This window comes from Streptomyces peucetius (genome assembly GCF_025854275.1).
Lineage (GTDB): Bacteria > Actinomycetota > Actinomycetes > Streptomycetales > Streptomycetaceae > Streptomyces > Streptomyces peucetius_A.
The window spans coordinates 4,843,678-4,865,810 of sequence record NZ_CP107567.1 but is presented as its reverse complement, the minus strand read 5'-3'; the positions used below and the strand labels follow the sequence as shown (position 1 = coordinate 4,865,810).

Below are 22,133 nucleotides of genomic sequence, written 5' to 3'. Positions count from 1 at the left end.
GGGGGCGTGGCCGGTTCGGGGGGCGTGGCCGGTTCGGGGGGCGTGGCCGGGCGGGCACGGGGCCGCACGGCCACATGGGCAGGCCGCCGGCCCGAGGTCACACGGTCACATGGCCACCCGGCCAGGTGACTGGGCGGGCACGGGGGCAGGTGGGCACGGGGCCGGTCCGGGTCATGGCGTCGCGTGGGTCCGGGCCGGGGCCGGGCAGCCACAGGTCACTCGGTCACGTGGGCAGGCCCGGCGCGGGGTACGCGCTCATCAGTTCCGCCACCTCCGCGCGGATGGCGGTGAGCTCGTCCTCGTCGCCCTTGCCTGCGGCGGCGACGCCCCGCTCGATCCATGCGGCGACCGCGGCCATGTGCTCGACACCGAGACCACGGGAGGTGAGGGACGGCGTACCGATACGGATGCCGGAGGGGTCGAAGGGCTTCCTCGGGTCGTAAGGGACGGTGTTGTAGTTGACGACGATCCCGGCCCTGTCCAGTGCCTTGGCCGCGACCTTGCCCGGGACGTCCTTGGAGGTGAGGTCCATCAGGATCAAGTGGTTGTCGGTGCCGCCGGAGACGAGATCGAAGCCCCGGGCGAGGAGTTCTCCGGCCAGCGCCTTGGCATTGGCCACGACTTGCGCGGCGTAGTCACGGAAGGAGGGCCTGGACGCCTCGTGGAGGGCGACGGCGATCGCAGCGGTGGTCTGGTTGTGCGGTCCGCCCTGCAGGCCGGGGAAGACCGCCTTGTCGATGGCCTTGGCGTGCTCCTCTCGGGACATGAGCATCGCGCCGCGCGGCCCGCGGAGGGTCTTGTGGGTGGTGGTGGAGACGACGTCGACATGCGGCACGGGCGACGGGTGGGCGCCGCCCGCGATCAGGCCGGCGATGTGCGCGACATCGGCGACCAGCACGGACCCGGCCTCCCGCGCGATCTCCGCGAAGGCGGCGAAGTCGATGGTGCGCGGCAGTGCGGTGCCACCGCAGAAGATGACCTTGGGCCGTTCCTTGAGGGCCAGGTCGCGCACCTCGTCGAAGTCGACGAGGCCGGTGTCGTGGCGCACGCCGTATTGGACGCCGCGGAACCACCGGCCGGTGGCGGAGACGCCCCAGCCGTGGGTGAGGTGGCCGCCCATCGGCAGCGCCATGCCCATCACGGTGTCGCCGGGCTCGGCGAAGGCCAGGTAGACGGCGAGGTTGGCCGGGGAGCCGGAGTAGGGCTGGACGTTGGCGTGCTCGACGCCGAAGAGGGACTTGGCGCGGGCGACGGCGAGCAGTTCGACCTGGTCGATGTTCTGCTGGCCCTCGTAGTACCGGCGGCCGGCGTAGCCCTCGCTGTACTTGTTCTGCAGGACGGTGCCGGAAGCCTCCAGCACGGCCTGGGAGACGTAGTTCTCGCTGGGGATCAGCCGCAGCGTGTCGGCCTGGAGCCGCTCCTCCGCGCCGACGAGCGCAGCGAGCTCGGGGTCGGTCGCGGACAGCGCGGGATGGGAAAGGGGAAGGGTCATGGGATTGGTCCTCCGGGGCGATCCGTGGTCGTCGGTCGTGGTCCCGGGGTGCCCAGGCGGGCGGCACCTCGCGCGTATACCCGCGCACGGCTTCCTCGGGGTCGCTTCCCCGTACGCCAGTCGCCGTGCGTGACGAACACACTAGCGGCCGGTCGGGCGGCGCGCCGGGCCGTCCACACTGCGAGCCGCGGACGGAGCGCGACGATGGAGGGGAGGACGGGCGCGACGGAGCACCGGGTCGTTCCGCCCTGCCGAGAGCCGAACACGACGATCGGAGCACCCGTGTCGAGAACGACATCCGCCTTCGCCGCTGCCGAGGCGCACAGCGCGCACAACTACCACCCGTTGCCGGTCGTCGTCGCCACGGCGGACGGCGCCTGGATGACGGATGTCGAGGGCCGCCGCTTCCTCGACCTGCTCGCCGGGTACTCGGCACTCAACTTCGGCCACGGCAACCGCCGGCTGATCGAGGCGGCCAAGGCGCAGCTCGAACGGGTCACGCTGACCTCCCGCGCCTTCCACCACGACCGGTTCGGCGACTTCTGCGCCCAGCTCGCGGAACTGTGCGGCATGGAGATGGTCCTGCCGATGAACACCGGCGCCGAGGCAGTGGAGACGGCCGTCAAGACCGCCCGCAAATGGGGCTACCGGGTCAAGCGGGTGCCGGCCAACATGGCAAAGATCGTCGTGGCGTCCGACAACTTCCACGGCCGGACGACCACGCTCATCAGTTTCTCGACCGACCCGGAGGCCCGGGCCGACTACGGGCCGTACACACCGGGCTTCGAGATCGTTCCGTACGGGGACCTGACCGCGCTGGAGTCGGCGGTCACGGAGAACACGGTCGCCGTACTGCTGGAGCCCGTGCAGGGCGAGGCGGGCGTGCTGGTCCCGCCCGCCGGCTACCTCGCCGGCGTCCGCAGGATCACCCGTGAGCGGAACGTACTGTTCGTCGCGGACGAGATCCAGTCGGGGCTGGGCCGGACGGGACGGACCTTCGCCTGCGAACACGAGGACGTGGTGCCGGACATGTATGTGCTCGGCAAGGCCCTGGGCGGCGGCGTGGTACCGGTGTCCGCCGTGGTGTCCTCGGCCGAGGTGCTCGGTGTCCACCGGCCGGGTGAGCACGGTTCCACGTTCGGCGGGAATCCACTGGCCTGCGCCGTCGCCCTGGAGGTCATGGCGATGCTGCGCACCGGTGAGTTCCAGCGGCGCGCCGCCGACCTGGGTGAGCATCTCCACCGTGAACTGGGCTCGCTGCTGGGCAGCGGCGCGGTGACTGCGGTGCGCGGGCGCGGTCTGTGGGCAGGTGTGGACATCGCTCCTGAGCACGGCACCGGCCGGGAGGTCTCGGAGAAGCTGGTGGATCTGGGGGTGCTGGTGAAGGACACGCACGGGCCGACGATCCGGATCGCCCCGCCGCTGGTGATCAGCAAGGAGGACCTGGACTGGGGCCTCGACCGGATCAGCGCCGTACTGACGGCCTGACGGACGACCGGGCGTCGCGGCCCAGCGCCGCGGCGCCCGGCAGCACCCGCGCACTGGCTCCAAGGCTGGGAAGTTCTTGGTCGGAGGCGTGTTCTTGGTCGGAGGCGTGTTCTTGGTCGGAGGCGTGTTCGCGCGGCGCGGTCGCTCGCTCAGTCGAGCAGGTCGGGGAAGCCCTGCTCCGTCCAAATGATCTTCCCGGCGTTCGTGTAACGCGTCCCCCAACGCCGGGCGAGCTGCGCGACGATCAGCAGCCCCCGCCCTCCCTCGTCCGTGGTCCGGGCATGACGAAGGCGGGGCGAGGTGCTGCTGGCGTCGGACACTTCGCAGATCAGGGCGCGGTCCCGGATCAGCTTCAGGACGATGGGCCCGGTGGCGTGACGGATGGCGTTGGTGACCAGCTCGCTGACGATCAGCTCCGTGGTGAACGTCAGGTCATCCAAGCCCCATGCCGCCAGTTGCCGGGCGGCGACGCTGCGGGCATCTGCAACGGCAGCGGGGTCCGAGGGCAGGTCCCAGGAGGCGACCCGGTCGGATCCCAGCAGACGGGTCCGGGCGAGGAGCAGGGCGGCGTCATCGGACGGCGGGACGGCCAGCAGTGCGTCGACGACGTTGTTGCCGATCTCCCGCAGCGACGGGCCGGGCACCATGAGCCGTTCCCTCAACCGGGAGAGGCCGACGTCGATGTCCCGGTTCGGGGCCCGAACGAGGCCATCGGTGTAGAGCCCGATCAGGCTGCCCTCGGCCAGTTCCAGTTCCACGGACTCGAAGGGCAGGGAACCGAGGCCGATCGGCGGTCCGGCGGGCAGGTCCAGGAACTCGACGGTGCCGTCGGGGGCGACGATCACCGGCGGGGGGTGACCGGCCCTGGCCATACAGCACATCCCGGTGACCGGGTCGTACACGGCGTACAGGCAGGTGGCACCCATCATCGCGGCGCTCACACTCTCGTTCTCGGCCCGGGCCGCCTCGTCGCTGCCTGACGACTGCATGAGGCCGATGACCAGGTCGTCCAGGTGGGCCAGCAGTTCGTCGGGGGGAAAGTCCAGATTGGCGAGAGTGCGCACCGCCGTGCGGAGCCTCCCCATCGTCGCCGCGGAGTTGATGCCGTGCCCGACCACGTCGCCGACGACCAACGCCACCCGTGCCCCGGACAGGGGGATCACGTCGAACCAGTCACCGCCCACGCCGGTCGGCGCGTCCGCAGGGCAGTACCAGGACGCCACGTCCAGCGCGGATCCGCCGGTCACTTCCTGCGGCAGCAGATAGCGCTGCATCGACCGGGCAGCGGTCCGCTCACGGGTGAAGCGGCGCGCGTTGTCGATGGACACGGCGGCACGGGAGACGAGTTCCTCGGCGAGACGTACGTCGTCCTCCTCGAAGGGCCACGTGCGAGGCCCGGACCGGACGAACGTCGCCACGCCCAGCGTGACGCCACGGGCCCGTACCGGCACCACCATCACCGAGCGGAGGTCGAACCGGCGGATGGCCGAGCCCAGCGACGGGTCCATGGCCACCCATTCCTCGGGCGAGCGCTCCAGGTCCTCCACCAGGGTCCTGCTCTCCAGCAGGCAGCGCGCGACGGGCGAGGACGGGGCACGCTGGACCACCTCCCCCACGGCCAGCCGCGCCTCCGGGTTGCCCTTGCGGACCGATCTCTGCCCCGCGCGGCGGATGACCGGGCCGAGGTCGACCGGCCCGGGAGCGGGCTCCTCGCCCCTGATGACCGACTCCAGCAGGTCGACGGCGACGAAGTCGGCGAGAGCGGGCACGGCGTTGTCGGCCAGTTCCTGCGCCGTCAGCTCCACATCCAGCGCGCTGCCGATGCGGGCACTGGCCTCGTTCAGGAGGGCGAGGCGCTCCTGTGCACGTCGGCGCTCGGTGACGTCGATGATCATGTACCAGACGCCCACCTGCCGACCGCGCCGGTCCCTCATGCCGAAGAACGAGGCCGAGTACGCCCGCTCCCGGTAGGGCGCGGGATGATCGACGGCGCGGAACTCGTGGTCCATCACCGGAGCCCCGGTCCGCAGGACGGTCCGCATCCTCTCCTCGAAAGCCTCTGCCACGGGCTGCGGCAACACCTCCTTCACCTGGCGCCCCAGCCTTCGGTCCGGGGGGAGCAGCCGTCCCAGGATCTTGTTCACCCAGACGTAGCGCAGGTCGGTGTCGAGGACCGCCACACCGACCGGCGCGTCGGACAGGAACGGTACGAGCAGCAGCTGGCTGACCCCGCCCCCCGGCATCCGCCAGAAGGCTCGCTGCGGCGGCCGGCCGACGAACCTGCCGAAGACCAGCGCGGCGACCGTGGCGACGAGCACGCCCGGAACCATCTCGTAGATGTCCGACTCGAGCGGCCCCAGCAGCGGATTGATGCGGTCCCACAGGAGCACCGTGGCCGCGCCCGACACGATCCCGGCCATGGCCCCCGCCCAGGTCATCCGCGGCCAGTACAGCGACAGCAGGACGACCGGCCCGAACGCCGCGCCGAAACCGGCCCAGGCGTAGGCGACGATGTTCAGTACTCCGCCGCCGCCGAGCGCGATCACACAAGCGACGAGGATCACCACCACCACGGCCCCGCGGCCCACCCACACCAGCGTCCGGTCCGACGCGCGCCGGCTGAGGAACGCGCGGTAGAAGTCCTCCGTGAGGGCGACGGACGACACCAGGAGCTGGCTGTCCGCCGTCGACATGATCGCGGCCAGCACGGCGACCAGCATCAGCCCGGCGACCCAGGGGTTGAGCAGGGTCTCGCTCAGGACGATGAACACCGTCTCCGGGTTGTTCAGGGGCGTGTCGAGCCGCGCGACCCCCACGAGGCCCACGAGCGTGGCGCCGGCGAGCACGACCAGCACCCAGACCGTTCCGATGCGCCGGGCCGCCGGGACCGCCCGGGTACTGCGGATGCCCATGAAGCGGGCCAGGATGTGCGGCTGGCCGAAGTAGCCGAGGCCCCAGGCGAGCAGCGACACGATCGCCACGGCGCCGAGCGACCCGCCCGCCGTCCACCGGCCGTCGACGAAATTGGCCTCCGCCCCGACGTCCAGCAGGCTCGGCGTCTTGCTGTCGAGGGATTCGTCCAGGGAACCGAAGCCCCCGAGCGCCGTGACGCCGACCAGGGGGAGCACCAGCAGGGCGACGAACATCAAGGTGCCCTGCATGACGTGTGTCAGGCTGACGGCGAGGAAGCCGCCGAGACACGCGTAGGTCACGATGACCAGGGCGGTCAGCAGCACCCCGAGTTCGAAGGGGACGTCGAAGACCTGCTCGAACAGCAGCCCTCCGGCCACCAGACCGCTGGCGACGTAGACGGTGAAGAACACGACGGTCACGGCGGCCGAGACCATCCGCAGCATCCGGGTGCGGTCCTCGAAACGCTCCTCCAGATAGGCCGACAGGCTGACGGCGTTGCCGGCCCGCTCGGTGTACGTGCGCAGTCTCGGGGCGACGAGCAGCCAGTTCAGATAGGTTCCGGCGGCCAGGCCCACTGCGATCCAGCTCGCGCCGATGCCGGCCGCATAGACGGCTCCGGGGAGGGCGAGGAACAGCCAGCCGGACATGTCGCTCGCGCCGGCGGAGAGCGCCGCGACCGGCGCGCTGAGCCTGCGGCCACCCAGTGCGAAATCGGCAAAGGTCCGGGTCCGGGCGTACGCCCAGACTCCCACCGCGACCACGGCCACCACATAGACGATGAACGTGACCAGGACCGGCGCGCTCAGGTCGGACATGTCTTCCTCGCTCGGGAGGCGGATGACCGCAAGCAGCAGCGTCGGCTGAGCGGCAGCTCACCCTGGCACAAATGTACCGATTCTTGGCTGAAGATGGCTGCTGGGGAGAATTTCACCCCGGGCTCCACGTCCGGCTGGAGCCGGACATGGAGTCCAGCAGCCGATGGCGCGAGCGCCGACAGCGCCCCGGCGGCTCGCCGTCCGGGATGCGCCCGCTGTGGACTTCGGCCGAGTACGCGGGTCCCGCCGCGGCGGGAGAGGGGAAGCGAGGAGGACCTGGACTGGGGCCTGGAACGGATCGCACCACGCTGACCGGCCGACGGACGCCGGGACGGCGTGGCGGCGCGGGTGGGCCCGATGGCGCGGCAGGCACGGCCGGGGCGGCAACGCGACGGCCGGCGGCCCGGCATCGGACCGGTACGACGGCCCGGCGGCCCGGCGGCCCGGCATCGGGCAGGTCCCGGCGCCCGGACACGACCCGGCCCCGGTCTTTCGGCCCGGCGGACCCGCCCGGCCGGATCAGTCCGGATCGCCGGACACCGAAAGGCCCTGGCCCATCGACCGGCACAGCGCGTCGAGCGCGCCTGCCCAGGCGCTGTCCGGCGGGGTCGCGTAGCCGACGACGAGTGCGTCCCGGCCCGGTGCGGTGTCCGGGTGCCTGAAGCGGCCGAGCGGCTCGACCGCCAGGCCCTGCCACGCCGCCGCCCGGACGGCCGACTGCTCGGTCCCCGGTGGCAGTTCGAGCACCGCGTGCAGCCCGGCCGCGATACCGCTCACCCGGACGCCGGGTGCGTGCGCGGCGAGGTGCCGCACGAGCTCGTCGCGGCGGCGCCGGTAGCGCAGGCGCATGCCCCGCACATGCCGGTCGTACGCACCGGAGGTGATGAACTCCGCAAGGGTGAGCTGGTCCGGTGCGCTCGACATCCATTCCGGGCCGCCCTTCGCCTCCAGCACCTCGTCGACGAGGTCCTGAGGCAGCACCATCCACCCCAGCCGCAGCCCGGGGGCCAGCGACTTGCTCGCCGTGCCCAGGTGGACGACGCGCTCCGGATCGAGGCCCTGGAGCGCGCCGACGGGCTGACGGTCGTAACGGAACTCCCCGTCGTAGTCGTCCTCGAGGATCACGCCGCCCGACCGGCGCGCCCAGTCGACGGCGGCCGCCCGCCGGTCGGGGTGCAGCGGCAGCCCCACCGGAAACTGGTGGGCGGGCGTCATGAGCACGGCGCCGACGTTCCGCAGGTCGTGCTCGCCCAACCCGGCGGTGTCGGTGCCCAGTTCGTCGAGGGGCAGTGCCGGGACGCGCAGCCCGGCGTCGGTCAGCAGGTTCCGGTGCACATCGAGTCCGTAGGACTCGACGGCCACGTCCCTGACCCGTCGCTGTCGCAGCACCTTGCCCATCAGCATGAGCCCGTGGACGAAGCCCGCGCAGATCACGATGCGCTCGGGGTCGGCGTACACGCCACGGGCCCGTGCCAGGTAGTCGGCGAGCACGGTCCGCAGCTCGACGCGGCCGCGTGGGTCCCCGTAGCCGAAGGCCTCGTGGGGTGCGGCGCCCAGCGCTCTGCGGGCCGCCTTGAGCCACTCCGAACGCGGGAAGGACGCCAGGTCGGGGCTGCCGGGGAGCAGGCTGTACGCGGGCCGGCCGCGCGCCGGGCGCGCCCTGACGGTGCCGGTGGCGGCCTTGCGCGGCGCCGAACGGCGTGCCACCCGGGTACCCGACCCCTGCCGTGCCGTGAGCCAGCCCTCCGCCACCAGCTCCGCGTAGGCGTCGGCGACGGTGTTGCGGGCGATCCCGAGGTCGGCGGCGAGCGAACGGGACGACGGCAGCCGGACCCCCGGCGCGAGCCTCCCGCTGCGCACCGCGTCCCGCAGGGCGTCCGTCAGCCCCTGGCGCAGCCCCGGCCCGCGCGGTTCGAGATGGAGATCCACGCCGACCGCCCTGAAGGCGGCGAAGGTGGTGTCGGCGCCGGAAGTGGCCCGTGAATCCGTCATGAAAGTGGACCATACCGGTGCGCCACCGACGCTCTACGGTCGTACCCATGACAACCACGAACGAGACCAACGCCCCCGAGCAGGCACCGCGCATCCGCTGGACCGAGCACGCCCCCGACGTCTACAAGGCCATGGTCAGGCTGGACCAGGCCGCCCGTAGGCATCTCGACCCGGTGCTGCTGGAGCTGGTGAAGATCCGCGCCTCACAGATCAACCACTGTGCCTTCTGCCTCGACATGCACAGCAAGGACGCGCTGGCGGCCGGCGAGTCGGTGGAGCGGATCGTGCAGCTCAGCGCCTGGGAGGAGTCGCGGCACTTCTACACGGAGAAGGAGATCGCCGCGATCGAGCTGACCGAGGCGGTGACGGTGCTCACCGACGGTTTCGTCCCGGACGAGGTCTTCGAGAAGGCCGCCAAGCACTTCGACGAGACGGAACTGGCCCATCTCATCTCGGCGATCACGGTCATCAACGCCTGGAACCGCTTCGGCGTGACGGCCCGCCTGACGCCCGGTCACTACACGCCCGGCTCGCTGAAGCACTGAGGGGGACGGGATGCCGACGAAGGTGCGGACGTTCCACGCCCTTCATCACGGCCGCGAGGCCGGTGATCCGCTGGTGCTGCCGGGGCCGTGGGACGCCGCGAGCGCCCGCGCGTTCGCCGACGCCGGTTTCCCCGCCCTCGCGACGCCGAGCGCGGGGGTCGCGGCGTCGTTGGGGTACGAGGACGGCGCGACTCCGCCCGAGGAGATGTTCGCCGCCGTCGCCCGTATCGCACGGGCCGTCGACGTCCCCGTGAGCGCCGACATCGAGGACGGCTACGGGCTGCCGCCGAAGGAACTGGTGGCCCGTGTCCTGGAGACGGGGGCGGTCGGCTGCAACCTCGAGGACACCGACGGTGCGACGAAGACGCTCAAGGACCCGCGCCGGCACGCCGACTGGCTGGCGGAGGTCCGCGCCGAGGCCGGTGACGAACTGTTCGTGAACGCCCGCGTCGACACGTTCGTGCGCGGGGTGAACGACCCGGCCGAGGCCGTGGAGCGCATCCGGCTGTACGCGGAGGCGGGCGCGGACTGCGTGTATCCGATCACTGTGCCGCCGACGCGGCTCCCGCTGCTGCGGGCGGCGACGGACGTCCCGATCAACGTGTACGCCTCCGTGTCGCCCTCCGGGCCCGTCTCCGACCTGCCGGTCGCGGAGCTGGGTCGCCTGGGCGCGAACCGGATCACCTTCGGTCCGGGGCTCCAGCGCCGGGCGCAGGCCGCCGTGGCCGGCATCGCCCGCGAGCTGTACGGGCAAGGGCATGGGTGGTGAAGCGTCAGCGTCTCGACGCGGCGGGCGGACGGGCCCGGCGGACTCCATCCCGGCGATCAAGGCCCTGCGCGAAGCTGCCCCGGGGCTGAGCCTCAAGTCGGCGGTGGAGCCGGCGAAGACCGCGCGGCCGGCCCAGTCGGCGCGCCGCGGCGCATGGGAACGACGGCTCGGGGCCCGGCCCGGCTCCAGCGGAACCGGGGCCGGAACCGGAACCGGAGCCGGGGCCGGAACCGGAACCGGGCCCGAGGCCCAGGGGGTGCCGGCCTGCACCTGGACCTCGGGCCCGGGCCCGCTCAGGGCGTTACTTCTTCGGCAGCCAGGCCTTCCACGTCGACTCGTTGGCCTTGACCCACTTCTCCGCCGCCGCCTCGGGAGAGAGCTTCTCCCCGGCGATCATCTGCGCGACCTCGTTCTGCTGCTCGGTCGACCACTTGAAGTTCTTCAGGAACTCGGCGGCGTCACCGCCGTTCTTCGCGAAGTCGGCGTTGAGGAACTTCTGCAGCGGGGTGTTCGGGTAGGCGCAGGCGACCTTCTTCGGGTCGGCGTCGCAGCCCTCCTTGTACTCCGGCAGCTTGACCTCGACGAGCTCGACCTCGGCGTTGAGCCACTGCGGCGTCCACCAGTACGTGAGGAAGGGCTTCTTCTCCTTCACGTACTTCTTGATGGCCGTGATCTGCGCAGCCTCGGAACCCGCGTAGTTGGTCTTGAGGTTCAGGTCGAGGTTCTTGATGATCGCGTCGTCGTTGGTGACGTAGTCCGGGGAGCCTTCGAGGATCTCGCCCTTGCCGCCGCTCTCGGCGGTCGCGAACTCCTTGGCGTACTTGTTGAGGTTCTTCCAGTCCGTCACGTCGGGGTGCGCGTCGGCGAAGTACTTGGGCACGAACCAGCCGATGTGGCCGGTGACACCGAGGTCGCCGCCCTTGACGACGGTCTTCTTCTCCTCGACGTACCGCTTCTCCTCCTTGGGGTGGCCCCAGTCCTCCATGATCGCGTCGACGTCGCCCTTGGAGAGCGCGTCCCAGGCGAGCACCTCGCCCATCTGCTGGGACTTGACCGTGTAGCCGAGCTCCTTCTCGAGGATGTACTCGGCGACGGCCGTGTTGGCCTGCGCACCGACCCAGGAGGGAACGGTCAGCTTCACGGTCTTGTCACCGCCGGCCGCGTCCTGGCTCTTGCCGGTTTCCGCGGCGCTGCACGCGCTGAGCGTCAGGACGCCCAGGGCGCCGACGACGGCGGTGGCGGTACGGATGGCTCTGGTGCGGTTTCGCATGATCATGATGGTGCTCCTGCTGTTCGTGACGGGGACGTCGGTGGTGGGTCTTCGAGGGCTCACAGACGGATCGGACAGATCGGACGGACGGATCAGTGACGCTTGCGGGCGGCGGGCTGGGTGACCCTGTCGAGGACGAGGCCGAGGCAGACGATCGCCAGGCCGGCGGTCATGCCGAGGCCCATCTCGCCGCGGGACAGGCCCTTGACCACGTCGTAGCCGAGCGCCCCACCGCCGACGAGTGCGCCGACGACGACCACCGCGAGGACCAGCACGACGCCCTGGTTGACGGCGAGCTGAAGGGCGGGCCGGGCGAGCGGCAGCTGGACCTGGAAGAGCTGCTGCCTGGTCGAGGCGCCGAGTGAACGTGCCGCCTCCATGGCCGCCGGGTCGACCTCGCGCAGGCCCTGTGCGGTGATGCGCACGACCGCGGGCAGCGCGTACACGACCGCGGCGATGATGGCCGAGGCCCTGGTGACGCCGAAGAGCGCCACGACCGGGATGAGATAGACGAACTGCGGCATCGTCTGCATGGCGTCGAGAACGGGCCGCAACAGGCGTTCGAGGCGTCCCGCGCGGGCACACACGATGCCCGCGAGCACGCCCAGGACCAGCGTGACGACCAGCGCGGCCAGCACCTGCGAGAGCGTGTTCAGGGACTTCGTCCACACGCCGAGCACACCGATCGCCGACATGGCCAGCGTGGCCGTCAGCGCGGTCGCCCAGGTGCCGACGACCCAGGCCAGGGCCGCGACGATCAGCAGCACCGACCACCAGGGCAGCCAGAGCAGGCCGTCCCGCAGCGGGTTGAGGATCCACAGGGTGAACTGCTCCGACCAGACCTCTGTGCCGCCGAGCACCGGGATGCCGGACGAGAAGTGCTCGGTGACCCAGCTCTGCGCCTTGTTCACGGGCGTGGAGATGTTGAACGTCCAGGCCTCGGGCCACGCCCCGCCGATCAGGAAGCGGGCCGACACGGCCACGGCGACACCCGCCGCGACCAGGGCCCAGCCGGAGCGGCCGTGCAGCAGGCCGCCGCCCGGGACGCTGCTCCCGATGCGGTCACCGGCGGCCCCCGTCGTGCGGTCGAGCCAGATGGCGATCAGCACGATCGGGATACCGGCGGTGAGCGCCTTGCCGACGTCGACGGTGGAGAGTGCCGAGTAGACCTCTTCACCGAGGCCGCCGGCGCCGACGAGGGCGGCGATGACGACCATCGACAGCGCCATCATGATCGTCTGGTTGAGGCCGAGCAGCATCTGCCGGCGGGCGAGCGGCAGCCGGGCGGTCCGCAGACGCTGCCACGGGCTCGCGCCGAGCGACGCGGAGGCCTCGAGCACCGACGGGTCGGCGCCGCGCAGGCCGAGCGCCGTGAGACGGGCCATGGGCGGGGCGGCGTAGATGACGGTGCAGAACAGCGCGGCCGGTGTGCCGGTGCCGAAGACCAGCACGAACGGCAGCAGGTACGCGAAGGCCGGCAGGACCTGCATCGTGTCCAGCACCGGCCGCAGCGCGCGGTTGATCCGGTCGGACAGGCCGGCCGCCAGACCGATCAGCACACCGAGCAGCGCGGCCAGCGCCACGGCGACGACCATCAGCGCGATGGTCAGCAGCGTGGCGTCCCACATGCCCAGGAACCCGCACAGCGCGAACGCGCCGAAGGCGGTCGCGGCGACCTTGGCGCCCGCGCGGCCGAGTCCGGCGGCGCGCCAGGCGACGAGGACGCCGACGGCGAGCACTCCGAGCCAGCCCATCGAGTGCAGCACGTCGTACACGCCGCCGACCGCGTCGGTGGCGGTGTTGGACAGGTGCAGCAGGAAGTAGAGGAAGAGCGGGTGGGAGTCGCGGTTGTCGATCACCCACCGGTTGGCGTCGTCGAGCGGTCCGGAGATGTCGACGTGCAGCGCCGCCGGCCAGGTGCCGCTGCCCCACAGCATGATCCCGGCGGGCACGAGGACGACCGCGAGCGCGGCGAGCGCCAGCAGCTTGCCCTTGACGGGGTGGCGCAGGACGTCGCGCAGCGACGGTCCGGTGATGTTCTTCTTCTCCGCGGCGGGCGCGGACACGGCGGCGGTCATCGGGGCCACCGCCCGTCGGTGTGCCGGCGCGGCGCCGGGTGCGGTCCGTGGATCACGCGGCCACCCCCTTGGGGGCGGTCGTGCCCGCGACGACCGCCAGCAGGTCCGCATGGCCGACGACGCCCAGACAGCGGCCGCCCTCGACGACGCGCGCGGTCTGTCCGGTGCGGGCCACGGCCTCGATCGCCTCGAAGACGGTCGCGCCGGGGGCGAGCGCCGGGCCGTCCTCGCCGTCGCCGTCGACGGCGGGGCGCATGGCGGTGCGCACGGTCATGACCTGCTCGCGCGGCACGTCACGGACGAAGTCCCGTACGTAGTCGTCGGCGGGGGCGCCCACGATCTCCTCCGGGGTACCGAGCTGCACGATCCGGCCGTCGCGCATCAGCGCGATGCGGTCGCCCAGCTTGAGCGCCTCGCTCAGGTCGTGGGTGATGAAGACCATCGTGCGGCCCTCCTCGCGGTGCAGCCGCACGACCTCCTCCTGCATGTCGCGGCGGATCAGCGGGTCGAGCGCGCTGAACGGCTCGTCGAAGAGCAGCACCTCGGGGTCGACGGCAAGGGCACGTGCCAGTCCGACACGCTGCTGCTGACCGCCGGACAGCTGGCCGGGCCTGCGGTGCTCCAGGCCCTCCAGGCCGACCTTCGCCACGACCTCGGCGGCGCGCGAGCGGCGCGCGGCCCTGCCCATGCCCTGGATCTCCAGGCCGTAGGCGACGTTGTCGAGGACCGACCGGTGCGGCAGGAGACCGAAGTGCTGGAAGACCATGGAGGCACGGTGGCGGCGCAGTTCCCGCAGCCGCGTGGTGTCCATGGAGAGCACGTCCTCGCCGTCGATGGCGATCGACCCGGACGTCGGCTCGATCAGCCGGGTCAGGCAGCGCACCAGCGTCGACTTGCCGGAGCCGGACAGGCCCATGACGACGAACACCTCGCCCTTGCGGACGTCGAAGGAGACGTCACGTACGGCGGCGGTGCAGCCGGTGCGTTCGCGCAGCTCGGCGGGGTTCAGGGCGGCGAGCTCCGGGTCGGCCGGGACCTTGGCCGCCTTCGGGCCGAAGACCTTCCACAGGTCACGGACGGAGAAGACGAGGGGCTGCCCGCCGTCGTCGGCGGCATCGTCGGGTCCGCCGGCCTTCGCGACCGGCTCCGCCGTTTCCGGCACGCCGGCGTCCGACACCTCGGTCACAAAGACGTTCGCGTCCGACGCGTTCGTCCCGGCCTTCGGCTCCGACTGCGGCTCGGACTGCGACTTCGGCTCCGACTCCATCGACTCTGCCTGCTTCATGGGATCTGACTTCATCGGTTCCCGCCCCTCTTGTCGGCTTCCGCGCCCAACAGGTCGGCGCACTTCTCCCCGACCATGAGGACGCCGATCATCGGATTGACAGCCGTCATCGTCGGGAAGACGGACGCGTCGGCGATCCGGACGCCTTCGAGGCCCCGGATCCTCAAGTCCGGTGCGACGACGGCGAGTTCGTCGTCGACGGCACCCATCCGGCAGGTTCCGGCCGGGTGGTAGACGGTGTGCGCGACCTTGCGCGCGTACTCGCTGATGTCCTCGTCGGAGGTGACCTCCGGTCCCGGGCAGACCTCGCGCTTCAGCCAGCCGGCGAGCGGCTCCCGCGCAGCGATCTCGCGGGCGATCCTGATCCCGTCGACGAGGGTGCGGCCGTCGTAGTCGTCCTCGTCGGTGAAGTAACGGAAGTCCAGCGCCGGCTTGACCTCGGGGTCCGCGCTGGTCAGGTAGAGCCGGCCGCGGCTGCGGGGCTTGGGGATGTTCGGGGTCATCGACACACCGTGCGCGGGGCGTTCGTAGCCGAGGCGCTCCGGGTTGTCGGTGAAGGGGATCTGGTAGAAGTGGAACATCAGGTCGGGGCCCTCGGACTCGGGGTCCCGCCGTACGAAGAGTCCGGCGTCGCTGTCCATCGCGGAGTTCTCCGGGATGGGCCCGTGGGTCTCCCAGACGATGACCGACTCCGGGTGGTCGAGCAGGTTCTCGCCGACACCCGGCAGGTCGTGGACGACGGGTATGCCGAGCCTCTCCAGGTCGGCGCGCGGCCCGATGCCGGAGTGCATCAGCAACCGGGGCGTGTCGACGGCGCCCGCGCACACCAGTACCTCGCGCCGCGCCCGTACGACCCGTTCCTCGCCGTCCTTGGCGCGGACGTGCACGCCCGTCGCCCGCGTCCCGTCCAGCTCCAGCCGGTACGCCCAGGTGTCCAGGGCGATGTGCAGGTTCGGCCGGTCGAGGAAGGGGTGCAGGTAGGCGACCGACGCCGACGAACGCTTGTTGTTCTCCGGGTGGTACGCGAGGTCGAAGAAGCCGACGCCCTCGTGGAAGGGCTTCTTGTTGAAGCCCTCGACGCGCGGCACTTCGAGCGCGGTCTGCGCGGCATCGACGAAGTCGCGGGCGATCGCGTTCCGGTCGGCCTCGTCGACGGGGACGATGTTGTTGCGCAGCTTGTGGAAGTACGGGTCCATGGCCGCGGCGTCCCAGCCGTCGGCGCCGGCCTCGGCCCACTCGTCCCAGTCGGACGGCAGCGGCTTGAACGCGATGAGGGTGTTGTGCGACGAGCAGCCGCCGAGCACGCGGGCACGGCTGTGCCGGATGTGCGAGTTGCCGCGGGGCTGCTCGGTGGTCGGGTAGTCGTAGTCGAGCTCCCCGCCGAGCAGGCCCATCCAGCGGCGCAGGGTCAGCACGTCGTCACGGCCGACGTCGCTCGGGCCGCCCTCGATGACGGCCACGGTGACACCGGGGTCCTCGGTGAGGCGGGAGGCGATCACCGAGCCGGCGGTGCCGCCGCCGACGACGACATAGTCGTACTCGTGGATGTGGTCGGTCATGGTGTGCGTTTCCTTGGCTCAGCCCGCGAACCAGCGCACGGGGCGCGGGGCGAGGTTCTGGTAGATGTGCTTCGCCTCGCGGTACTCGGCGAGTCCGGTGGGCCCCAGCTCGCGTCCGATGCCGGACTTGCCGAAGCCGCCCCACTCCGCCTGCGGCAGATAGGGGTGGAAGTCGTTGATCCAGACGGTGCCGTGCCGCATCCGCCGGGCCATCCGCCGGGCGCGTCCGGCGTCGGCCGTCCACACGGCGCCGGCGAGGCCGTACTCGGTGTCGTTGGCGAGGGCGAGGGCCTCTTCCTCGGTGCGGAAGGTCTCGACGGTCAGGACCGGGCCGAAGATTTCCTCGCGGATCACGCGCATGGAGCGGTGGCAGTGGTCGAGGACGGTGGGCCGGTAGAAGTATCCGGGGCCCTCGGGCTTCTCGCCGCCGGCCCGCAGGACCGCGCCTTCCGCGAGCGCGGAGGCGACGAAGTCCTCGGTCTTGGCGAGCTGCTGCGCGGAGACGAGGGGACCGCACTCGACGCCCGAGTCGGTGCCGCGGCCGATGCGGATCTTCTCGGCCCTGCGGGCGAGTTCGGCGACGAACCGCTCGCGCAGCGACTCCTCGACGATGAGCCGCGATCCGGCGGAGCAGACCTGGCCGCTGTGGATGAACGCGGCGTTGAGGGCCTGGTCGACGGCGGTGTCGAAGCCTTCGGGGGTGGTGCAGGCGTCGGCGAAGACGACGTTGGGGTTCTTGCCGCCGAGTTCGAGGGCGACCTTCTTGACGCTGTCGGCGGCCGCGCGGGCGACCTTGGTGCCGCTGGCGAGCCCTCCGGTGAAGGACACGAGGTCCACGCCGGGGTGGTCGGCCAGCCGGGCACCGACGGGGTCGCCGGCACCGGTGACGATGTTCGCGACGCCGGCGGGCAGCCCGGCCTCGACCAGCAGACCGATCAGCGCGACGGTGGTCAGTGGGGTGATCTCACTGGGCTTGACGACAAAAGTGTTGCCCGCGGCCAGAGCCGGGGCAATCTTCCAACTCGCTTGCAGAAGTGGGTAGTTCCACGGCGTGATCAGAGCGCAGACCCCGAGCGGCTCGTGCACCACCACGCTGTGGATGTCGTCGGACCCCGCGTCGACGACGCGTCCGCCGCTCTCGTTCATGACGAGGTCCGCGAAGTAGACGAAGGCGTCGCGCACGCAGTCGACGTCGACGCGCCCCTCTTCGAGGGTCTTGCCCGCGTCCAGGCTCTCGAGGGCGCCGATCTTCTCCCGGTCCCGCTCGAGGAGGGCCGCGACCCGTCGCAGCAGGGCCGCGCGCTCGGCGACCGGGGTCGAGGGCCAGGGCCCGTTGTCGAACGCGTCACGCGCGGCGGCGACGGCGGCGTCCGTGTCCGCGAGGCCACCCTCCGCGACGACGGCGAACGTGGTCGCGTCGACAGGGTCGATGATCTCGCGCGTGGCGCCGGAGGCGGCTGTCAGCCACTCTCCGCCCACGTGGATGGTCTTTTGCACTGCCGACACGTCGCGTTTAGCCCTTCGTTACCGATTTGTTCCACTGGTCGTACGACCCAGCGATCTGGCCGCCTGCCCCCAACCGCAAAAACCATGCGCAACGATTGACGGAAAGTGACCCGGCTCACGGCGCGGCCTCCCCGGTGGCCCGGACGACCGCCGACGGCGCCCCATAGGGTCGGATCATGGCCACGACCTTCAGCGCCCAGTTCCTCCACCTCACCGAGCAGCACGCCGCCTGGGGCGCGCAGCAGCTCGAGACGTTCAACGAGTTCATGCCCATGGGCGAGTGGAGCGCCGACCTCGGACAGCGCCTGTACCGGCAGTCCGGAAGGGAGCTGAGGATCTCACTCCTCGGAACGTTCGACGTCAACGCGGAGTCGTGGCTGTGGGCCTGGGCCAACCCGGGCTTCGCGGGCTCACCGGTGGCCGCGGCCGCCGAACGGCTCCGCGCGTACGGGCAGACCCGCGGCCTGCCCGAGTTCACCGACGAGCTGGTCCCCCTCGCCGGTCACGACGACCCCCGCCGCGCCGTCGAGACCCTCGCCTTCACGGCGATGGGCGTGCTCGGCGCCGCCGGCTACATCGGCGTCCAGGCCTCGCCCGACGGCCGCGCGTACATGGTCACGGACGACCCCCAGGTCCCCCGCGCCGAACCCGACGCCATCACCCTTCCGCGCGTCCTGCTCACCGGCACGGGCCTCGTCGGCGGCTCCGCACGCCGCTCCGTCGCCGGCTACTTCGACCACCACGACCTTCCCGTGCGCCACACGGACGACCGGATGAGCGCGGGCCTCCCGAACGGCGGCACGGTCGAGGTCCTCTTCGACGACCTCGACCGCATCGCCTCGGTGCACGTCAATTCGGGGGCGCCCGCGTCCCCTTGATCCACTCGATTCACACAGCACGAGGCACGACCTGACAACAGGGGGCACGGACATGAACTCGACGACCGAGCTGGCGCAGCGGCTCGTCTCCGCCGATCCCGGCGGCTGGACCACGGACGGCCTGCGGACCATGGCCGCCACGCTCGGCTGGACCTGGACCGGCGGGGCCGCCGGGCCCGTCCTCGGCACCGGCCTGCCGACCGGCGATGCGCGGCTCACCCCGGTCGGCCCGTACGAGGAGCGCTACACCGGCGGTGAGGAGTACGTCGGCCTGGTGGTCCCGCTGGGGCAGCCGGAACCGGGCGACACGGCGCAGGCGGCGGCCTTCGCGGCCGTACGCGAGGAGCTGACGGCCGCGCTCGGCAAGGCGCCGATCATGGGCTCGCACGGCGAGATGGGCCCGTTCCACGCAGGCGGCCCCTCATGGGGCAACCCGTTCCTGCGCTGGCGCGGCGAGCGGAACACCCTGGAGCTGCGCGCCGGGCGCATCGGCCCCGAACTCGTCCTGCAGCCCACCGGCCCGGCCGAGAACTGGTTCTGGCGGCAGGGCATCGGGGAGGAGCACTCGATCAGCGGCTACTTCGGCACCCGCCGCGACCCCGCCAACGCGGGCCTCGGCTTCCCCGGCGGCTGGAGCGCCCGCAGCTGGGAGACCGTGACCTCCTCGCTCGCGTACTTCCTCGGCCCGCTGCCCGCGGAAGCGGCCGCCCTCGGCATACGGATCGGCATGCCGCTCTACGGGCGCACGGACGACGACGCGCCGCTTCTGTTCGACCTCGCCTGCGGCGAACGGCTCTCCATCGCCTGCTTCGCCCCGGACGACGCCGACCCGGCCGCCCTCGGCTGGGGCACGGTCGCCGATCACCCCGCGACCGCACAGCAGTGGGACGACGACGACCCGGTGTGGCGCGTCGACGCGGGCGGCCCCGGCGAGCCCAAGGGCCGGGCACTGGCGGAGACGCTCGTGGCCACGGCGAAGGCCGTCGGGGTGCGGGAGCCGGCCGACCTGATCGTCGGCGGCGAGGGCACGTACGTCGGCGACTACCACGTCACGTACTACGGCCTCGGCCTTCCGACCGGCTGACGGAAGCGCCGGCGCGCCGCGCGGCGAGGTCACGCTCGGCCCCGGCGTGTCCGAGGACCGCATGCGCTGTTCCTCGTGTGATCGCCGCGGGCGCGGCGCCTCGAGAATGCAGCGCCGCTCGGTCGGGGCACGGACGGACCGTGACACGTGGGTGCGTCTCGAGAGGCGGATGCTCGACCGGATCGGTGACCAGGGGTGGAACGGCACCGAGTGCGCACCGCGGGTCTGAACGGCATCGCCCAGCCCGAGTGGCACGAATGCATGGTCCGGCAGGACGCTGACGAGCCAGTGATGTGGCGCGCCGACGAGACCGGGCCTCCTCTCCGGAGCACCGATCGGCGCCGCTGTACTCAGTGACGATCCCGAGCTGCCAGATCCCGCCTGGCGCCCGTGTGCGTCAGTGCCGCACCCGCCGCGATGACCCCGATCGCCGCGAGGGACAGCAGCGTGAAGACCACGGGGTTCACGAAGGCCGGCACGAAGTCGTACGCGTATCCGTCCGACCAGCGGCAGACGGAGCTCACGGGAAACAGGCTGTCCTCCATGTTCTCGAGGCCGGGCCTGTCCACCGGCGATGAGTACCCGTACCGCTGTGGCCCGCACGTGTACCACTCGTTCTCCAGACGGACGGTGCACATGAGGCCGAACAGATAGATCGCCAGCGCCACCGTCACACACACCAGCGCCACGTCCCGCAGCGTCCCGGCGAGGGTCGGTGCGCTGAAACGGCCGCGCGCGGCGAACGCCGGGAAGAGGTACACGCACAGCGTGATCAGAACCAGCAGGCCGAGGATCACGATCCCGAATACGACCACCGAGTTCTGGCCGGTGTCCGTGGCCAGGTGGACGGCGTCAGGTATCGCGGTGGTCGAGGACATGCGCCCCATCCTGCGCCATCGCCGACCGGGCCGCTCCCAGTGGTGCAGCAGCGCCCGGCACACGCGGGCCAGTTGTTCCGCCCGCCGCTGCGGGCCGGACCCTGCCACGCCGCCCGCGCGCGTCTTGCGGCACGCCTCGCCGACCGAGGCGAGGGCGTGGCAGCGGCCCTGTTCGCCGACGGGAAGCGCGAGGGCCAGCTCCTCGACCTGGGCCACCAGCAGACCGATGTGGACACTGAGCAACTGCACCGTCTTCTGGGCGTCTTCGAACCCGATGCCTTCCAGCGCTCGGGCCGCCGTCGCGAGCACCTGTCCCCGTTCGCATGACGGGCTGTTGCAGATGGAGGAGTACGCGAGAGCCGTGCACGTCGCGCACCTTCCGGCGCTCGACGACGAGGAGATCGAACGCCGGGTGGGGCCCGGCCGGCCAGGCAGCAGCTGCTGACGCGGCAGCCGGCACCGTCGCTGAGCTTCATCCTCGAAGAGGTCGTTCTGCAACGGACCGTCGGCGAACCGGAGGTCATGCGCGCACAGCTGCTCCATCTTCTGGAGCTCGGGCAGCACCGGCACATCGAGATCCAGGTGAGGCCGACCGCGCTCGGTTGCCACGCAGGGCTCGGCGGTCCCTTCACCCTGGTCGAGCCGCGTGACGAGGACATGTGCGCCTACCTCGAAGTGCTGCCGCGACTGTCGCGACTGCCGGCAGGTGTGAGTGGCGGAGCGCCCACAAGGGAACTGACCGGACCGCCCCCTCGTCCCACTGATCAAGGACTACCGACCGAGGGGAACACGCATGGCTGTCACGCTGGGCGAGGAGATCATGCTGCTGTCGCTGGACGACGAGTCCGGGGCGGCCAAGGACCGGCAGTCCGCCGGGTGGGCCGTGGCGGGCGGCATCCTGCTCGACCTGGTGCTGGCCGGTCGGGTCTCGGTGAGCGACGGCCGGGTTCGCGTCACGGACCAGGCCCCCACCGGGGTCGCCCTCCTCGACGGCCGCCTGGAGCAGCTCGCGGCCTGGGCCGCCCAGCGCAGCAAGCCGCGGAAGGTCACCGACTGGCTGACGAAGGACCACTCCAAGGCTGTCGGCGCCACGATCGACAGCCTGCGGGAGCGTGGCCTGGTGGCCGAGGAGCAGCACAGGGTGCTGGGCCTGTTCCCGGTGAGGCGCTACCCCGAGGCGGACGGTGCGGCCGAGCGCGAACTCCGCGAGCGCCTGGCCTCGGTGGTCCTCCACGACGCCGCCCCGGACGACCGCACGGCCGGCCTGGTCGCACTGATCCACTCCGCCAAGCTGCACCGCCTGGCCTTCCCCGACCTCCCGCGCAAGCAGGTCGCCCCGCGGATGACGGCGATCGCCGACGGCCAGTGGGCGGGCGAGAGCGTACGTGAAGCGATCCGCAACATGCAGGCCGCGATGGTCGCGGTCACGGTGGCAACGACGGTCGCCGCCACGGGCTGACGCCCCGCAGGTGTACGCCCACACGGGGAATGCTGCGTCCGGCCCCGGCGGGGTCCGTCGCTGAACGGATTCCCCGCAGCCCCAACGACACGCGCCCGCCCCCGGTGGCCGAAGCCACCGGG

15 protein-coding genes, 2 pseudogenes and 1 riboswitch are annotated in these 22,133 nt (G+C 71.7%); of the genes and pseudogenes, 8 read left to right on the top strand and 9 right to left on the bottom strand.

From position 1 onward, the window contains the following. Positions 1-223: 223 nt before the first annotated feature. Entirely contained in the window at positions 224-1,492 is a 1,269-nt protein-coding gene (glyA, locus tag OGH68_RS22495; protein ID WP_264246694.1) for a serine hydroxymethyltransferase, read from the bottom strand. A gap of 43 nt (positions 1,493-1,535) precedes the next feature. Further along, a riboswitch (ZMP/ZTP riboswitch) is annotated at positions 1,536-1,626 on the bottom strand. Positions 1,627-1,774: 148 nt separating this feature from the next. On the opposite strand from glyA, the gene rocD reads away from it, so the two are divergent. Continuing rightward, positions 1,775-2,980, top strand: a complete 1,206-nt coding sequence (gene rocD / locus OGH68_RS22490) for an ornithine--oxo-acid transaminase (RefSeq protein ID WP_264246693.1) — start codon at positions 1,775-1,777, stop codon at positions 2,978-2,980. A gap of 149 nt (positions 2,981-3,129) precedes the next feature. On the opposite strand, the gene putP is transcribed toward rocD, so the two are convergent. Both putP and OGH68_RS22480 read right to left on the bottom strand, forming a co-directional pair. Continuing rightward, complete coding sequence (putP, locus tag OGH68_RS22485) at positions 3,130-6,708, bottom strand: sodium/proline symporter PutP (RefSeq protein ID WP_264246692.1); 3,579 nt, start codon at positions 6,706-6,708, stop codon at positions 3,130-3,132. Between the two features lie 519 nt (positions 6,709-7,227). Next, complete coding sequence (locus tag OGH68_RS22480) at positions 7,228-8,700, bottom strand: PLP-dependent aminotransferase family protein (protein WP_264246689.1); 1,473 nt, start codon at positions 8,698-8,700, stop codon at positions 7,228-7,230. A 47-nt stretch (positions 8,701-8,747) separates the two neighbouring features. Here OGH68_RS22480 and OGH68_RS22475 point away from each other — a divergent pair, with 47 nt between their 5' ends. Continuing rightward, complete coding sequence (locus OGH68_RS22475) at positions 8,748-9,245, top strand: carboxymuconolactone decarboxylase family protein (RefSeq protein WP_264246688.1); 498 nt, start codon at positions 8,748-8,750, stop codon at positions 9,243-9,245. Between the two features lie 10 nt (positions 9,246-9,255). Continuing rightward, positions 9,256-10,014 (top strand): isocitrate lyase/PEP mutase family protein, encoded by a 759-nt coding sequence (locus tag OGH68_RS22470; protein WP_264246687.1) that lies wholly within the window; start codon positions 9,256-9,258, stop codon positions 10,012-10,014. A 301-nt stretch (positions 10,015-10,315) separates the two neighbouring features. Here the strand turns inward: OGH68_RS22470 and OGH68_RS22465 are convergent, their stop codons facing one another. The 5 genes from OGH68_RS22465 to OGH68_RS22445 all read right to left on the bottom strand — a co-directional run bounded on the left by OGH68_RS22465 (position 10,316) and on the right by OGH68_RS22445 (position 17,712). Beyond that, entirely contained in the window at positions 10,316-11,290 is a 975-nt protein-coding gene (locus tag OGH68_RS22465) for an ABC transporter substrate-binding protein (protein WP_264246685.1), read from the bottom strand. Between the two features lie 86 nt (positions 11,291-11,376). Beyond that, a complete protein-coding gene (locus tag OGH68_RS22460) occupies positions 11,377-13,362 on the bottom strand; it encodes an ABC transporter permease (protein ID WP_264246682.1) in 1,986 nt (661 codons plus the stop codon). Positions 13,363-13,414: 52 nt separating this feature from the next. Next, entirely contained in the window at positions 13,415-14,647 is a 1,233-nt protein-coding gene (locus tag OGH68_RS22455) for a quaternary amine ABC transporter ATP-binding protein (RefSeq protein ID WP_264246680.1), read from the bottom strand. Positions 14,648-14,658: 11 nt separating this feature from the next. Beyond that, positions 14,659-16,206 (bottom strand): GMC family oxidoreductase, encoded by a 1,548-nt coding sequence (locus OGH68_RS22450; protein ID WP_264246677.1) that lies wholly within the window; start codon positions 16,204-16,206, stop codon positions 14,659-14,661. Positions 16,207-16,224: 18 nt separating this feature from the next. Then, positions 16,225-17,712 carry an aldehyde dehydrogenase family protein gene (locus tag OGH68_RS22445; protein WP_264246675.1) on the bottom strand — a complete coding sequence of 496 codons (1,488 nt, stop codon included), beginning with the start codon at positions 17,710-17,712 and terminating at the stop codon, positions 16,225-16,227. A 176-nt stretch (positions 17,713-17,888) separates the two neighbouring features. Between OGH68_RS22445 and OGH68_RS22440 the strand changes: the two genes are divergently transcribed. The 3 genes and pseudogenes from OGH68_RS22440 to OGH68_RS22430 all read left to right on the top strand — a co-directional run. Further along, positions 17,889-18,590 carry a DUF6882 domain-containing protein gene (locus OGH68_RS22440; RefSeq protein ID WP_264246672.1) on the top strand — a complete coding sequence of 234 codons (702 nt, stop codon included), beginning with the start codon at positions 17,889-17,891 and terminating at the stop codon, positions 18,588-18,590. A 52-nt stretch (positions 18,591-18,642) separates the two neighbouring features. Continuing rightward, on the top strand, positions 18,643-19,674 hold the full coding sequence (locus OGH68_RS22435) for a hypothetical protein (RefSeq protein WP_264246670.1): 1,032 nt from the start codon (positions 18,643-18,645) through the stop codon (positions 19,672-19,674). A gap of 109 nt (positions 19,675-19,783) precedes the next feature. After that, a pseudogene (locus OGH68_RS22430) lies at positions 19,784-20,062 on the top strand (hypothetical protein); the annotation flags it as partial. Here OGH68_RS22430 and OGH68_RS22425 read toward each other — a convergent pair. Then, a complete protein-coding gene (locus tag OGH68_RS22425; protein WP_264250215.1) occupies positions 20,025-21,095 on the bottom strand; it encodes a DUF6415 family natural product biosynthesis protein in 1,071 nt (356 codons plus the stop codon). The pseudogene OGH68_RS22430 and the gene OGH68_RS22425 overlap by 38 nt on opposite strands. Here OGH68_RS22425 and OGH68_RS36480 point away from each other — a divergent pair. Then, a pseudogene (locus tag OGH68_RS36480) lies at positions 21,027-21,173 on the top strand (Scr1 family TA system antitoxin-like transcriptional regulator); the annotation flags it as partial. The gene OGH68_RS22425 and the pseudogene OGH68_RS36480 overlap by 69 nt on opposite strands. Positions 21,174-21,345: 172 nt before the next feature. Continuing rightward, positions 21,346-22,011 (top strand): GOLPH3/VPS74 family protein, encoded by a 666-nt coding sequence (locus tag OGH68_RS22420; RefSeq protein ID WP_264246668.1) that lies wholly within the window; start codon positions 21,346-21,348, stop codon positions 22,009-22,011. Positions 22,012-22,133: the final 122 nt, after the last annotated feature.

Coding starts and splice junctions, on each gene's coding strand:
- OGH68_RS22420 (WP_264246668.1), top strand. CDS start 21,346: ATGGCTGTCACGCTGGGCGAGGAGATCATGCTGCTGTCGCTGGACGAC.
- OGH68_RS22475 (WP_264246688.1), top strand. CDS start 8,748: ATGACAACCACGAACGAGACCAACGCCCCCGAGCAGGCACCGCGCATC.
- putP (WP_264246692.1), bottom strand. CDS start 6,708: ATGTCCGACCTGAGCGCGCCGGTCCTGGTCACGTTCATCGTCTATGTG.
- OGH68_RS22450 (WP_264246677.1), bottom strand. CDS start 16,206: ATGACCGACCACATCCACGAGTACGACTATGTCGTCGTCGGCGGCGGC.
- OGH68_RS22435 (WP_264246670.1), top strand. CDS start 18,643: ATGAACTCGACGACCGAGCTGGCGCAGCGGCTCGTCTCCGCCGATCCC.
- OGH68_RS22465 (WP_264246685.1), bottom strand. CDS start 11,290: ATGATCATGCGAAACCGCACCAGAGCCATCCGTACCGCCACCGCCGTC.
- OGH68_RS22455 (WP_264246680.1), bottom strand. CDS start 14,647: ATGAAGCAGGCAGAGTCGATGGAGTCGGAGCCGAAGTCGCAGTCCGAG.
- OGH68_RS22425 (WP_264250215.1), bottom strand. CDS start 21,095: ATGGAGCAGCTGTGCGCGCATGACCTCCGGTTCGCCGACGGTCCGTTG.
- glyA (WP_264246694.1), bottom strand. CDS start 1,492: ATGACCCTTCCCCTTTCCCATCCCGCGCTGTCCGCGACCGACCCCGAG.
- OGH68_RS22460 (WP_264246682.1), bottom strand. CDS start 13,362: ATGACCGCCGCCGTGTCCGCGCCCGCCGCGGAGAAGAAGAACATCACC.
- OGH68_RS22480 (WP_264246689.1), bottom strand. CDS start 8,700: ATGACGGATTCACGGGCCACTTCCGGCGCCGACACCACCTTCGCCGCC.
- OGH68_RS22440 (WP_264246672.1), top strand. CDS start 17,889: ATGGCCACGACCTTCAGCGCCCAGTTCCTCCACCTCACCGAGCAGCAC.
- OGH68_RS22470 (WP_264246687.1), top strand. CDS start 9,256: ATGCCGACGAAGGTGCGGACGTTCCACGCCCTTCATCACGGCCGCGAG.